Below are 13,858 nucleotides of genomic sequence, written 5' to 3'. Positions count from 1 at the left end.
TGCCGGTGGCAGACTGGTTCCCGACCCTGCAGTCCACACGGTGGCGGCGGGAGAGTTCCCTCACCCGCCGCTCACGTGCTCCGGTCGACCAACCCCCCGATCTCCCGGTTGACGCCCGGCCTGAGCCCCCCTCGACCGGTCGTGGATGACGGTGCCCCCACCCCATCCATCCGTTGCATCGCGTGACGTAGGTCAGTCGTTACACGGATCGCGAAGATTCGTAAAAATTGCGCAAAGGTGCGCGGGAGAAGCCTTACCCAACGCGCAAAAGTGTGTACATCAGGTCACTGTGGGTCAGGCCAGTGCAGCCCAGGCCTGGTGGGCGGCGCCGAGCAGGCCAGCGTTGTCCAGTTGAGCGGGCACCACGGTGAGGTCTGTGACGAACGGCAGTTGCGCCAGCCGTTTCACCCACGCCTGCACCGGGTCGAACAGCACCGGTCCGGCCTTCGCGACCCCGCCGCCGATCACGACCGCGGTCAGGTCGACGGTCACGGCCGTCGCGACGATCCCCGCGGCCAGCGCCTGTGCGCCATCGTCGAACGCGGCCAGCGCGAGCTCGTCCCCGGCCGCGGCGTCGGCGGCCAGTACCTCGGCATCCACGTCCTCGCCTGTCCGCCAACCGCTCCGCTGCGCGCGGGCGACCATCCTGGGACCGCTCGCGTACGCCTCGACACAGCCGAACGACCCGCACACGCACGCCTCGCCGTCCTGGTCGATCACCACGTGGCCGATGTGGGCCGCGTTGCCGGACTGGCCGATCAGCGGTCTGCCGTCGACGACGAGGCCGCCCCCGACGCCGGTCGAGACGACGATCCCGAGCAGGGTGTGCGCGTCGCGACCCGCGCCGCTCCAGAACTCACCGAGCGCGAAGCAGTGCCCGTCCAGCCCGAGTGCCACCGGAATGTCGCCCGTCAGCGCCCGGACCCGGTCGACGATCGGGAAGTTGCGCCAGCCGGCGATGTTCACCGGGGAGACCAGGCCGTGCTGCTGGTCGACCGGGCCGGCAGAGCCGATGCCCACGGCCAGCGGGGTGGCGTCGCCGCGAACGCGCTCGATCAGCTCTCCGAGTGCGGCGAACACCTGGTCGGCGTCGCCGGACGGGGTGCGGATCCGGTCGCCGGTGAGAATCGTGCCGTCCGCAGACACCAGAGCGGCGGCCATCTTCGTGCCGCCGATGTCGATTCCCAGCACGGTCTCCCGCGCCTTCGCTGTGTCGTCGCTCATCGTCCCCCCGGTCAGGGCGGTCAGGTCGAGAGACAACGTTATCTGTAGTCGGCCCGAACAGACAGAGGTGATTCGCGGTAATCACGGAAAACCCGCAGGAAGGAGGCAGGTTATTGCCATGTCCGCTCCTGACAACGATGCCCCTCCGGGCGTTCGACGCGGCTAATTATCAGCTGTCGGTGATAGCTGGCGCGCAGCGGTGGGGCTGCGAGAGGGTTGGGGGATGAGTGATCAACTGGATCGTGACGCGGCCGGCTCGCTGGTCGTCGGTTTCACCGGGACCACGGCTCCCGACGACCTCCGGCGGGCGGTGGCGGGCGGGCTCGGGGCCGTCATCCTGTTCACCCGCAACGTGGCGGACGCCGAACAAGTAGCGGCGCTGACGGCCGCTTTGCGGGCCGAGCGGCCGGACCTGATCGTGGCGATCGACCACGAGGGCGGCGAGTTCAGCCACCTGGCGCCGGCCAACCCGTGGCCGCTCGCGTCGCCGCGCCTGCTGGGCGACCTGGACGATGTCGACCTGACCCGCGCCGCGGCCCGGGACGCGGCCGCGACCCTGGCGTCGGTGGGTATCGACCTGATGCTGGCCCCGTCGGTCGACGTGAACAGCAACCCCGCGAACCCGATCATCTCCACCCGCTCGTTCGGCCGGACCGCGGACGTCGTCGCGCGGCACGGCGTCGCGTTCGTCGAGGGCGTCCACGACGCCGGGATCGCCGCCTGCCCGAAGCACTTCCCGGGCCACGGCGACGTCTCGGTCGACTCACACACCGATCTGCCGCGCGTCGACCGTTCGATCGAGGAGGTCGCGGACGTCGAGCTCGCGCCGTTCCGGGCGACCATCGCGGCCGGCGCCGACGTCGTGATGAGCGCGCACATCATCTTCTCGGCGTACGACGACCAGCCGGCCACGCTCTCGCACCGGGTGCTGACCGGGTTGTTGCGCGAGGAGCTCGGCTTCACCGGCGTCATCACCACCGACGCGCTCGAGATGCAGGCGATCACCAAGAACCGCTCGATCGAGGACGCCGCGGTCGCCTCGATCGGCGCCGGCGCGGACCTCGCGATGATCGCGGTCGGTACGGCGGACCCGCAGGCCCTGACCGCACGCGTGATCGACGCCGTCCGCGCCGGGACGCTTCCCGCCGAGCGGGTCGCCGACGCAGCCGCCCGGGTCCGGGCTCTCGCCGGCTCACTCGGGCAGCGCAGCCGGCAGCCGGGCCTCGACGGCGCTCCGATCCGCGAGGTCGCCGCGCGCGTGGTCGCCGGGCAGACGTTCCCGGCGCTCGGGGCAACGCCGTACGTCATCGATCTGACGCAGGGTCTGCACCCGGCCTGGAATCCCTACTTCTCCGGGCTACCTGAGGTCTTCACCCGGGTCGCTCCCGGCGCCGAGGGCGTCGTACTCCGCGGCGAGCACCACCTCACCGACACCGGGGAGCCGCAGGACGACGCGATCGCCAAGGCGGCGAAGGCCGCGCAGGGTCGTCCGCTGGTGATCGCCGTCCAGGACGCCGGCCGTACGCCGTGGATGCGCGAAGCCCTGAACCACCTCGTCCAGGGTCACGCGGACAACGTCTTCGTGCTCTGCACCGGCATCCCCGAGGACCAGGCGCTCGTCCCACAGGGCGTGCCGTCCGCCACCACCTCCGGCCGCAACGTCATCGTCCTGGAGGCCATCGCCCGCCAACTGACCCGCGAGCGGTAATCGATCGGTGCCTCACACCGGGCGGCAGCTGAGTTCCAGGTCGAGGGCGTGCTGTTCTACGTAGTTGAGGGCGTGGCGGACCGCGCCGACCGAGACGATCGCGTCGCCGAGGGAGGAGACCGCGACGCGCGGGGGAGTGCTGGTGTAGCGGGCCAGGTGGGCCTCGAGGTCGGGGAGCAGAGCGGCCGCCGCCTCGGCGACGGCGCCACCCAGGACCACCAGCTCGGGGTTGAACAGGGTGCCGAGCGTCGCGACCACCCGCGCGGTGCGTGCGGCGATGTCCTGAAGGATGCCCTGGGCAACCTTGTCGCCGTCGGCGGCCGCGCGGAACACCTGCTCGGCGGTCACCTCGCCGTCGGTCGCGAGGTCCCGCAACGACGTGTGCACGGCCTCGTCCGCGACTGCCGCCGTACCGTTCTCGCGGGCGATGCGGGCGATCCCGTGGGTGTCGCCGACCCCTTCGATCAGCTTGAGGAACACCATCTCGCCGGCGCCGCCGCGACTGCCGTGCAGCAACCGGCCGGAATCCATCAGACCCGACCCGAACCGTTCACCGGCGAGCAGTACGACGAGGTCGTCGACGTTGCGCGCCTCGCCTCGCCAGTGCTCCCCGAGGGTCGCGAGGTTGGCGTCGTTCTCCAGCAGGACCGGCCACCCGTGCAGCTCGGTCAGCCGCTGCGCGAGCCCGGCGTCGAAGCGGCGCCAGAACTCGTCGTCGACCAGGATGTTCCCGTCCCGGTCGACGGGAGCCGCGACCCCGGCGCCCGCAGCGAGGACCTGTGCGTCTGACACCTCCGCGGACGCGAGCGCCTCGACGACGGTCTCGTGCACGATCTCGGTCCGCTCGCTCGGCGTCTTCACGCCGGCGGCCGACCGCCCGGCCTTGGCCACCGTCTCGCCGCGCAGGTCGGAGACCAGCACCGTCGTCTTGGCCGCGCCGATGTCGATGCCGAGCACGTACCCCGCGTGGCTGTTGAACTCGAACCGCCGCGACGGCCGCCCGACCGACGTCCGGCCGGGGTCGAGCTCGACCACCCAGCCCATCGAGATCAGGTCGTTGCAGACCGCGTGCACGGTCGCGCGGGTGAGACCGGTGGCCTCGATCAGGCCGGTTCCTGTCATCACCCGGGCGCGGGTGAGCACGCCTAGTACCTTGCCCGCGTTCACCCGGCGCAACATCGTCGGCGTGGCCGTGGGCGGCGTTGTCGGTGGTTTCGCCATGAAAGCCCCTTGACCTCGTCGTCGTACCGACCGCAGAATACATGCAGATTCTAAATTTAGAGCCTATATATAAACGCTGGGTTACCAGCAGATTCCGAGTGAGGCGATCGTGACGAGTCCGCAGACGACCCCGACGACCCGAACGACTCAGGCCGACTGGTGGCGGCAGGCCGTCGTCTACCAGATCTACCCGCGCAGCTTCGCTGACGCGAACGGCGACGGTGTCGGTGACCTGCCCGGCATCATCAGTCGAGTCCCGTACCTGGTCGCGCTGGGCATCGACGCGGTCTGGCTGAGCCCCTTCTACCCGTCCGCGCTCGCCGACGGCGGGTACGACGTCGACGACTACCGCAACGTCGACCCGCGGCTAGGGACCCTGGAGGACTTCGACGAGCTGGTCGCCGCGCTGCACGCGGAGAACATCAAACTGATCGTCGACATCGTCCCGAACCACACGTCCAACCAGCACGAGTGGTTCGTCGAGGCCCTCGAGGCTGCGAAGGGTCACCCGGCCCGCGACCGGTACATCTTCCGCGACGGCCCGGACGGCGCCCCCAACCAGCCGCCGTCGGACTGGGACTCGGTGTTCGGCGGCTCCGCCTGGGCGCAGACCGACGACGGCCAGTGGTACCTGCACATGTTCGCGGCCGAGCAGCCGGACCTGAACTGGCAGCACCCCGAGGTACGGGCGGACTTCCTGGACACCCTGAAGTTCTGGTCGGATCGTGGCGTCGACGGTTTCCGCGTCGATGTCGCGCACGCGCTCGTGAAGGACCTGTCCGAGCCGTTCCCGTCGAAGACCACACTGCCGCGGCAGTCCGAGTCGAACGGTCAGCACCCGCTCTGGGACCAGGACGGCGTCCACGAGATCTACAGGGACTGGCGCAAGCTGCTGAACACCTACGACCCGCCGCGATCGGCGGTCGCCGAGGCGTTCGTGCCGGCCGCCCGCCGGGCGCGGTACGCGAGTGCCGACGGGCTCGGGCAGGCGTTCAACTTCGACCTGCTGCAGGCCGACTTCGAGTACGAGAAGTTCCGCAAGGTGATCGAGGAGAATCTCGCGCTCGCCGAGGAGAACGGCTCGTCGTCGACGTGGGTGTTCTCGAACCACGACGTCGTCCGGCACGCCACCCGGTACGGCCTGCCGAAGAACCCTAAGGGCGGCTGGCAGGACGGCAAGGACTGGCTGCTGAGCAACGGCACCGAGCCGACGGTCGACGTCGAGCTGGGCCTGCGCCGCGCTCGGGCCGCGACCCTGCTGATGCTGGCGTTGCCGGGTTCGGCGTACCTGTACCAGGGTGAGGAGCTCGGTCTGCAAGAGGTCGGCGAGCTGCCGGCGGCGAACCTGCAGGACCCGGCGTACTTCCGCTCGAAGGGTGCCGAGAAGGGTCGCGACGGCTGCCGCGTGCCGCTGCCGTGGACCGTCGGCGGCCTGTCGTTCGGCTTCGGCACGGGCGGTTCCCACCTGCTGCAGCCGAAGTGGTTCGGCGCGTACTCCGTCGAGGCGCAGGAGAACGACGCGGAGTCGACATTGAGCCTGTACCGCAAGGCTCTCGCCGTACGGCGTGGGCTGCGCACCGGCAGCTCGCTCACCTGGATCGACGGCTCCGACGACGTTCTGCACTTCGTCCGCTCGGGCGGCTGGCAGAGCGTCACGAACTTCGGCGCGGCCCCGGTCGAGCTGCCCGACGCGGCGGTCGTGCTGTCCAGCGGACCGCTCGAGGGCGAGAAGCTGCCCAGCGCCACGACCGCCTGGCTGATCTAGCACCCCAGACCCGCTCCGGTCGAGCCGGCCCGTATGAGGCACTCCCCCTTGGCCGGAGTGTTGATGGACGTGGCGGGGGCAGCGGGCGGTTGCCCCCGTCACGATCCGTCCCAACTGCGGGAATGTCAGGATAAGCGCGTGACGACGCTTGCGGACGTGATCGCGGTTCTCGATCGGCTCTACAACCCGGCCTGGGCGGAGTCCTGGGACGCGGTCGGTCTCGTGACCGGCGACCCGGAGCAGGAGGTACGGCGGATCCTGTTCGCCGTCGACCCGATGCGGGGCGTGATCGACGAGGCGATCGACGGCGGGTTCGACCTGCTCGTCACGCATCACCCGTTGCTACTGCGCGGAGTGAACAGTGTGGCCGCGACGACGCCGAAGGGCCGCGTGATCCACGACCTGATCCGCGCGGGGGTCGCGCTGCACGTCTGCCACACCAACGCCGACAACGCGAACCCCGGCGTCAGCGACGCGCTCGCCGCCGCGATCGGGCTGCGCGACACCCGGCCGCTGAAGGCGATGCCGGCCGAGCCCATGGACAAAGTCGTCGTGTTCGTCCCGGTCGCGGAGACGCAGGCGATGCTCGACGCGCTGGCGAAGGCCGGCGCCGGACAGATCGGCGACTACGAGCGAGCCGCCTGGAGCGCCATCGGCGAGGGGACCTTCCGGCCCCTCGCCGGCGCGAACCCGACGATCGGGAGCGTCGGGGACATCGAGGTCGTACCCGAGAACCGGATCGAGATGCTGCTGCCGCGCCGCAAGCGCCGCGCGGTCGTCGAGGCGCTCGTCGCGGCGCATTCGTACGAGGAACCGGCGTACGACATCTATGAGGTGGCCGCGTTGCCGAGTGAGCGTGGCGGCGGGCGGGTCGGCGTACTCGCGGAGCCGCTGCCGCTGGCCGATTTCGCGCGGCTCGTCGCGGAGAGCCTGCCGCAGACCGAGCACGGCGTGCGCGTGTCCGGGGACCTTGACCGGACGATCGAGACCGTCGCGGTGGTCGGGGGAGCGGGGGACTCGGAGTTCGACCGGGTGCGCGCGGCCGGCGTGGACGCCTATCTGACCGCCGACCTGCGGCACCATCCCGCCACCGAGGCCCGTGCGTACGGCGACCCCGCGCTGGTCGACGTCGCGCACTGGGCCAGCGAGTGGCCATGGCTGGTCGACGCCGACCGCCTCCTGCGCGAAGGACTGGCGGCCCAAGGCAGTACCGTGGACACTCACATCTCGACGCTCTGCACGGACGCATGGACCCTGCGAATCTGAGCACGCCGCCACTTATTTGAAGGAGCCGACTCTGAACGCCGAGCCCGCCGTCCAACGCCGGTTGCTGGACCTGCAGGATCTCGACCTGCAGCTGGATCAGGTCGCGCACAAGCGCGCATCGTTGCCCGAGCACCAGGCGCTCAAGGAGTTGATCGCGGAGAAGTCCGTGGTCGACCGCGAACTGGTCACCGCCGACACCGAGGTCAGCGACCTGCAGCGTGAGCAGAAGAAGGCCGACAGCGACGTCGAGCAGGTCCGGCAGCGCAAGGCCCGCAACCAGCAGCGGATCGACTCCGGTCAGGTCACCTCGCCGCGCGACCTGGAGAACCTGCAGCACGAGATCGGTTCGCTCGACCGCCGGATCTCCGATCTGGAGGACGCCGAGCTCGAGGTGATGGAGAAGCTCGAGGCCGCGGAGGCGGTGCAGACCGACCTGCGCACCCGGGCAGAGGCGTTCGCCGGTCGGCAGGCCGAGCTGGAGACCACCCGCGACGCCGCGCTCAAGGAGCTCGACGAGCAGCGCGCCGAGCTCGGTGACAAGCGCTCCACGGTGGCGGCCGAGCTGCCGGAGCCACTGCTCGCGCAGTACCAGCGGCTGCGGGAGCGCAACGGCGGGATCGGCGCGGCGCCGCTCGTCGGCAAGCGCTGTATGGGTTGCCGGATGGAGCTCGCGCCCTCCGACCTGAACACGATCAAGGCCGCCGCGCCGGACGCCGTACTGCGCTGTGAAGAGTGCGGACGGATCCTGGTGCGGACGTCGGAGAGCGCGGTATGACGTACGACCACGTCATTGTCGAAGCCGATGGTGGATCGCGGGGGAACCCTGGGCCGGCGGCGTACGGCGCTCTGGTGCGCGACCCGGTGACGCGGAAGGTGATCGCGCAGCAGGGAGGGACGCTCGGGATCACGACGAACAACGTCGCGGAGTACTCCGGTCTGATCGCGGGGCTCGAGCTCGCCGCGGAGTACGCGCCGGGCGCCTCGATCGAGGTGCGGATGGACTCCAAGCTGGTCATCGAGCAGATGGCCGGCCGCTGGAAGATCAAGCACCCGGACCTGCAGCCACTTGCGATCAAGGCGCAGGGGCTGGCGCCGTTCGGGACCGAGTGGACCTGGGTGCCGCGGGCGCAGAACTCGGCCGCCGACGCGCTCGCGAACAATGCGCTCGACGGCGTCGAGATCCCCTTGACGCCTGCCGTCGCCGGATCGGCGCCGGTGGTGACGAAGGACCCGTCGGACCTCGCGAAGGCGTTGCAGGGCTGGGGTCCGCAGACCGAGCCGCCGACACAGCTGATCTTCCTGCGGCACGGCGAGACGCCGCACACCGTGGAGAAGCGGTTCTCCGGATCCGGTGGCGACAATCCCGGGCTGAGCGACACCGGCCGCGTGCAGGCGCTGGCGGCCGCCGACTACCTGTCGCGGATCGGTGGGGTCGACGCGCTGGTCGTGTCGCCGATGCGCCGTACCCAGGAGACTGCAGCGGCGGTCGCGGCCAAGCTCGGGCTCGACCCGGTCGTGGACGAGAACTGGCGGGAGGTCGCGTTCGGCGACTGGGACGGGCACACGTTCGCGGAGATCCAGCAGAAGTGGCCGGACGCGATGAACGCCTGGCTGGAGTCGACCGCGGTCGCCCCGCCCGGTGGCGAATCGTTCGACATGTGCGCTCGGCGGGCCCGGTTGGCGCGTGACAGTCTGCTCGCGCGGTACCCGGGCAAGACGGTCGTCGTGGTCACCCACGTGACGCCGATCAAGCTGATGGTCCGGTCGGTGCTCCAGGCCCCGATGTCGGCGCTGTTCCGGATGGAGCTGCGGCCGGCCACGCTGACCGAGATCCACTGGTACGCCGACGGCCTGGCGTCCTTGCGCTCCTTCAACGTGCAGCCTGCCCTAGTCTGACCCCTATGCCGCTGCAGAGGGTTCGATTCGCCGAGGCCGTTCCGGAGGTCTTCCGGGCGTCGTTGCAGGAGATCCGCCGGGAGCAGGAGGTGCCCGCGGAGTTCCCGCCCGAGGTGACCGCCGCGGCTCTCGAGGCGGCCCGGAGGGCTCGGCTTCCGGACCTCGATCGGACCGACCTCGAGTTCGTGACGATCGATCCGCCGGACTCGATGGACCTCGACCAGGCGCTGCACATCGAGCGGACCGGCGACGGGTTCACCGTGTACTACGCGATCGCCGACGTGGCCGCGTTCGTGCACGCCGGCGACCCGATCGACGCCGAGGCGCGGCGCCGCGGCGAGACGCTGTACGCCCCGGACAAGCGGACCCCGCTGCACCCGCCGGAGCTGTCCGAGGATGCGGCCTCGTTGCTGCCCGACCAGGTGCGTCCCGCGCTGCTGTGGACGATCACGGTGGACGCGACCGGCGAGGGTACGGGCGTCACCTGCGAGCGGGCCCTGGTGAAGTCGCGCGCGAAGCTCAACTACGCCGGCGTACAGAAGGATCTGGACGCCGGTACGGCGTCTGAGTCGTTGCAGCTGTTGCGTGAGGTCGGGAAGCTCCGCGAGCAGCGCGAACTGGAACGCGGCGGCGTCAACCTTCCGATCCCGGACCAGGAGGTCGTCACCTCCAACCACGGCTGGGGCCTGGAGTTCCGCGCGCCGCTGCCGGTCGAGGGCTGGAACGCGCAGATCTCGCTGCTCACCGGGATGGCTGCCGCGCAGCTGATGACGAAGGGCAGGATCGGCATCCTGCGCACGCTGCCCGAGTCGCACGACGACCTGCGGCGCAAGCTCGGCAACACCGCCAAGGCGCTCGGGATCGTCTGGTCCGACGAGGCGACGTACGCCGAGTTCATCCACGGGCTCGACCCGAAGGTGCCGGCGCACGCGGCGATGCTCGCGGCGTGCACGGTGCTGTTCCGCGGCGCCGGGTACACGGCGTTCGACGGCCAGGTGCCGGAGCAGTCGCAGCATGCCGCGATGAAGGCGGCGTACGCGCATGTCACCGCGCCGCTGCGGCGGCTGGTGGACCGCTGGGCCGGGGAGATCTGCGTCGCGCTGTCGGCCGGCGTCGAGGTGCCGGCCTGGGTGCGCGAGTCGATGGACGAGATCCCGAAGATCATGGACGACGCGGACCGGCGGGCGCACGCGTACGAGCGGTCGATCGTCGGCATGGTCGAGGCGGGTCTGGTCGCGGATCAGGTCGGTTCCGAGTTCGACGGGGTGATCACCGACGTGGACGACAAGGAGAACACCCGCGGCATCGTCACGCTGACCAAGTTCGCGATCGAGGGCCGCGTCACCGGCACGGCGCTCCCGCTCGGTCAGAAGGTCCGCGTGAAGCTCGTCGAAGCGGACATCGCCAAACGCACAGTCGCCTTCGAACTGCTTCAGGGCTGACGACAGCAGGTTCGTGGGCGCTGGCGTTTGGCGAACCGACGGCTAGCTGACGGAGACTCCGGCGGCTTCGAAGTCGTAGGTCTTGCCACCGAACTTCAGTGCGTCGACCGCGCCGGAGAACGCGTAGTCCCGGCCCTTGCTGAGCGTCACCGTGAGGAGCTCGGCCTCATCGCCGCCGTCGCCCAGGTAGGCGAGCATCTCGGTCCAGGTGCACCGGGCGCCGTTGATCGAGCACGCCGTCCCGTTGAAGGCGGTACCGGTCAGGCCCCAGTGCTTGTCCGCGTCAGTGCTGGCGTTGAAGGCCGTCCACTGGTTGGCGGTGCCGTTGGCCGGTGCGTACACCAGCGACGAGTAGTTCGACGCCACCGCGGCCACATTCGGGTCGATCTCGAAGCTGATGCTCGGCATGTTGTTGCCCAGGGCATTGTTCTCGCCGGTCGTGTACACCGAGAAGCCGACTGTGCCGAGGTCCTTCACGTTCTGGCCGGCGAAGTCCACCTCGTTGCCGAAAGCCACCTTGTCGGTCGCGGACGCGGTGTGCAGGCTGAGGGCACCGTCACCGAGCGGCGACTGGGTGGAGGTTGTGGCGAGTTCGGCATCGGCCGCGCCGATCACGTTGCGGTGCACCGTGCCCCAGTGCTTCAGGTACGTCGGGCCGGTCTTGTTCAGCTTGGTCTGGACGGCCGGGGCGAGGTCGACCTCTGCCACCACGCCGTCCTTCAGCTTGGCCGACGTGTCGACCCCGTTCGCCGGGACCGCGAACAACTGGGCGACGAACGCCTTCTGCAGGTCGCTCTGGCCGAGGCTGTAGTTGACAACCTGGCTCTCGGCCACCGAGTTGCGGACCAGCGGATATGTGATGGCCGTCGCGGTCTGGCCGGTGACGCCGGCGTCGGCCGCGCCACCACCGAGCACCGAGATGCCGACAGCTGTGACAGCCAGCGTGAATGCGGATCCTGCCGCCGCGAGGCGGTTCTTCGTGTTGGACATGATTCCCCTTGCTTCCACCCCGAACGGGCGGAATTGCGGTGCCGCCAGGAGTCGAACCCGGCCCATCCCCGCACACCGAGACGGTCTAGACCGTCTACTGTGCGTCACCGTATAGGGCTTCGTGCGTAATGGGAACAGCCGAGCCACCGCCAGGTCGCTACTTCGCCCACCGACAGGCTGGAACCTGCTTCACCGCCTCGTCAGGTAGTCCTCGACTGCGGCAGTGGTGCGCTGCAGGTCGTCTGTCGCGAGCAGGTCGAGCAGGGCGCCGCGGAGCATCGCCAGTACGGCGGTACGTCGTGCGTCCGACTGCTCGGGCGCGCTCGTCTTGAGCAGCTCGAGCCAGTCGTCGACAGTCGAGCGGGCGAAGTCCGACCACGGGCCGTCCGGCGCGACGAGCGAACGCCCGTACGCCTCGACCCAGAACGTCATCAGCGGCCGGCGTTCGGGTGCCGCGAGCCAGGTCCACAGTTCGCGTGCGATCACGGTCAGGCCGGGCGGTTCGTCGTACTGCTGCTCGATCCGGCGGAGGAGTTCGAGCTGGTCGGCGCGACCGCGGGCGAGCAGGGCGCGGATCAGGCCGTCCTTGCTGCCGAACAGGAACAGCAGCACCCGCGGGCTCGAGCCGATCGCGGTCGCCAGCGGTCGCAGCGACAGGTCGGCGAGCCCGTGGGTGAGCGAGTACGCGTACGCACGCTCGAGCAGTTCCTGCTCGCGGGCGGACGGGGCTTCCTTCGTGGTTGGCACGGGGCTAGTATTGCTTACTGAAACAGTCGTGTCAGTAGATCGGGTGGGTAGATGACGAAACTGATCAGGAAGCTGGGGCAGCCTGGAGACCTCGGCTGGGTCGTGCAGTCGCATGCGGAGATCTATGCGGCGGAGTACGGCTGGGGCCCGGCGTACGAGACGCTGATCGCGCAGATCGTGTCGGCGTACGCGTCCGACCACGACGACGAGCGCGAGGCCGCGTGGATCGCCGAGCTGGACGGCGAGCGGGCCGGCAGCATCTTCTGCGTGCGGGGGCCGGACGAGACGACCGCTCAGTTGCGGCTGCTGCTCGTGACGCCGGCTGCTCGCGGACTCCGGCTCGGCGCCGAGCTGGTCGACACGTGTCTGGCGTTCGCCCGCTCGGCCGGCTACAAGCGGATGGTGCTGTGGACGAACGATCCGCTGGTCGCGGCGCGGCACATCTATCTGTCGCGCGGGTTCCGCCTCACCGGTTCCGAAGTCCACGAGATGTGGGGCGACAGCCTCGTCGGTCAGACGTACGAGCTGGATCTCTAGGACTTACACGCTGGTGCGCCGGGGGCGGCGGTCTTGTAGATCGCGTGGGAGAGGAACGTGTTGACGTACCCGTTCGTGATGGTCAGCGCGTGGCGCGGGCCGGCCTTGCCGAGCGGCAGGAATCTGCGCAGCGGGTACGCCAGGTAGTAGACGCCGTAGTCGGTGAAGTTGAAGTGCCGCGTGCCCGGGACCGTGGCGCACCACGACGTACCGGTGCTTGCCTTGAGCAACGAGAGGGCGCGGTCCCGGTCGTGGTCGTTCTTCGCGTCCGGGCCGCAGACGCTGGTGATACAGGAGTCGTCGGCGCCGAGCAGCATGATCGGCGCCTTCACTCCCTTCGTCACGACGTCACCGAACTGGATCCCGTCGAGGTCGACCGCGGCCGCGCAGCGTGCATCCAGACGGCAGGCCTCGAGTGAGGCCGCGCCGCCGAACGAGTGACCGACGTACGACGGCCCGACCGCGGGCTCGACCGAGTTCGGGAGTTCCTTGGCGACCATGCCGGCCGCGAACCGCGCGTCGGCGGCCCAGACGCCGACCAGGTGATCGCCGATCTGCTTCGCGCCCTCGGTGCTCTCGCCGAGGTTCGGCGGGTTCGCGTCCGGTTTGCTCTCGACGGTCTGCCCGCCGAGCACGGTGAGGTTCGCGCTGTACGTCGGGGTGACGCCGGCGACCAGGTACCCGTGACTGGCGAGATCCTCCGCGAGCGCGGCGTACATCGGAGCCGAGAGGCCCATACCGGGCATCAGTACGACGACCGGGAACCGACCGGGTGCGACGGCGACGCGATCGAGGGCACGGTCCTGGAGAGTGTCGAACGGACCTTGGAACAAGGAGATCGGTGCCTTGAGGTGGAGCCCGCTCCAGTCACCCGGCGCGTACTGCACGCGGCGGCCGGTGGTGTCCTTCGCGACCGGGTACCAGAGCCAGACGGCGAGGCGGCGAGGGCCGTTCGAGTACGGGTCACGGCGGGGCGTGTCGGTCCACTCGTACGTCCGCCGCCCGACCTGAAAACTCCCGGTCGTCTCCGGCAACGCCACCGGCTCCGACCGCTGCACCAGC

At 69.9% G+C, this 13,858-nt stretch carries 12 protein-coding genes; 7 read left to right on the top strand and 5 right to left on the bottom strand.

The genetic code is table 11. The features are described 5' to 3' along the window. Positions 1-294: 294 nt before the first annotated feature. Complete coding sequence (locus EV137_RS08455; protein ID WP_133999602.1) at positions 295-1,224, bottom strand: ROK family protein; 930 nt, start codon at positions 1,222-1,224, stop codon at positions 295-297. A gap of 223 nt (positions 1,225-1,447) precedes the next feature. Between EV137_RS08455 and nagZ the strand changes: the two genes are divergently transcribed. Further along, a complete protein-coding gene (gene nagZ / locus EV137_RS08450; RefSeq protein ID WP_134127623.1) occupies positions 1,448-2,932 on the top strand; it encodes a beta-N-acetylhexosaminidase in 1,485 nt (494 codons plus the stop codon). A 12-nt stretch (positions 2,933-2,944) separates the two neighbouring features. On the opposite strand, the gene EV137_RS08445 is transcribed toward nagZ, so the two are convergent. Beyond that, positions 2,945-4,153, bottom strand: coding sequence for an ROK family transcriptional regulator (locus EV137_RS08445; protein ID WP_133999596.1), 1,209 nt, complete (start codon positions 4,151-4,153; stop codon positions 2,945-2,947). A gap of 109 nt (positions 4,154-4,262) precedes the next feature. On the opposite strand from EV137_RS08445, the gene EV137_RS08440 reads away from it, so the two are divergent. The 5 genes from EV137_RS08440 (at position 4,263) to EV137_RS08420 (ending at position 10,522) form a co-directional block, all read left to right on the top strand. After that, complete coding sequence (locus EV137_RS08440) at positions 4,263-5,918, top strand: glycoside hydrolase family 13 protein (protein ID WP_238175172.1); 1,656 nt, start codon at positions 4,263-4,265, stop codon at positions 5,916-5,918. A 138-nt stretch (positions 5,919-6,056) separates the two neighbouring features. Beyond that, positions 6,057-7,184, top strand: coding sequence for a Nif3-like dinuclear metal center hexameric protein (locus EV137_RS08435; RefSeq protein ID WP_238175171.1), 1,128 nt, complete (start codon positions 6,057-6,059; stop codon positions 7,182-7,184). Positions 7,185-7,200: 16 nt separating this feature from the next. Continuing rightward, complete coding sequence (locus tag EV137_RS08430) at positions 7,201-7,959, top strand: zinc ribbon domain-containing protein (protein WP_134127617.1); 759 nt, start codon at positions 7,201-7,203, stop codon at positions 7,957-7,959. Then, positions 7,917-9,080: a bifunctional RNase H/acid phosphatase gene (locus tag EV137_RS08425; protein ID WP_238175170.1), complete on the top strand. Its 1,164-nt coding sequence runs from the start codon at positions 7,917-7,919 to the stop codon at positions 9,078-9,080. The genes EV137_RS08430 and EV137_RS08425 overlap by 43 nt, the downstream gene beginning before the upstream one ends. A gap of 5 nt (positions 9,081-9,085) precedes the next feature. Then, on the top strand, positions 9,086-10,522 hold the full coding sequence (locus tag EV137_RS08420) for an RNB domain-containing ribonuclease (protein ID WP_134127613.1): 1,437 nt from the start codon (positions 9,086-9,088) through the stop codon (positions 10,520-10,522). 42 nt (positions 10,523-10,564) lie between these two features. Here EV137_RS08420 and EV137_RS08415 read toward each other — a convergent pair whose 3' ends face one another. Further along, on the bottom strand, positions 10,565-11,512 hold the full coding sequence (locus EV137_RS08415) for a hypothetical protein (protein WP_134127611.1): 948 nt from the start codon (positions 11,510-11,512) through the stop codon (positions 10,565-10,567). A 189-nt stretch (positions 11,513-11,701) separates the two neighbouring features. Beyond that, positions 11,702-12,259, bottom strand: a complete 558-nt coding sequence (locus EV137_RS08410) for a TetR/AcrR family transcriptional regulator (protein WP_134127609.1) — start codon at positions 12,257-12,259, stop codon at positions 11,702-11,704. A 51-nt stretch (positions 12,260-12,310) separates the two neighbouring features. On the opposite strand from EV137_RS08410, the gene EV137_RS08405 reads away from it, so the two are divergent. Beyond that, entirely contained in the window at positions 12,311-12,796 is a 486-nt protein-coding gene (locus EV137_RS08405; RefSeq protein ID WP_134127607.1) for a GNAT family N-acetyltransferase, read from the top strand. Here EV137_RS08405 and EV137_RS08400 read toward each other — a convergent pair. After that, positions 12,793-13,854 carry an alpha/beta hydrolase gene (locus EV137_RS08400; protein WP_166679798.1) on the bottom strand — a complete coding sequence of 354 codons (1,062 nt, stop codon included), beginning with the start codon at positions 13,852-13,854 and terminating at the stop codon, positions 12,793-12,795. The genes EV137_RS08405 and EV137_RS08400 overlap by 4 nt on opposite strands. Between the last annotated feature and the right edge of the window lie 4 nt (positions 13,855-13,858).

Origin of the sequence: Kribbella pratensis (assembly GCF_004366075.1) — a bacterium.
Taxonomy (GTDB): domain Bacteria; phylum Actinomycetota; class Actinomycetes; order Propionibacteriales; family Kribbellaceae; genus Kribbella; species Kribbella pratensis.
This window is presented reverse-complemented; position numbering and strand designations above follow the sequence as displayed.

Coding starts and splice junctions, on each gene's coding strand:
- EV137_RS08455 (WP_133999602.1), bottom strand. CDS start 1,224: ATGAGCGACGACACAGCGAAGGCGCGGGAGACCGTGCTGGGAATCGAC.
- nagZ (WP_134127623.1), top strand. CDS start 1,448: ATGAGTGATCAACTGGATCGTGACGCGGCCGGCTCGCTGGTCGTCGGT.
- EV137_RS08445 (WP_133999596.1), bottom strand. CDS start 4,153: ATGGCGAAACCACCGACAACGCCGCCCACGGCCACGCCGACGATGTTG.
- EV137_RS08420 (WP_134127613.1), top strand. CDS start 9,086: ATGCCGCTGCAGAGGGTTCGATTCGCCGAGGCCGTTCCGGAGGTCTTC.
- EV137_RS08415 (WP_134127611.1), bottom strand. CDS start 11,512: ATGTCCAACACGAAGAACCGCCTCGCGGCGGCAGGATCCGCATTCACG.
- EV137_RS08405 (WP_134127607.1), top strand. CDS start 12,311: ATGACGAAACTGATCAGGAAGCTGGGGCAGCCTGGAGACCTCGGCTGG.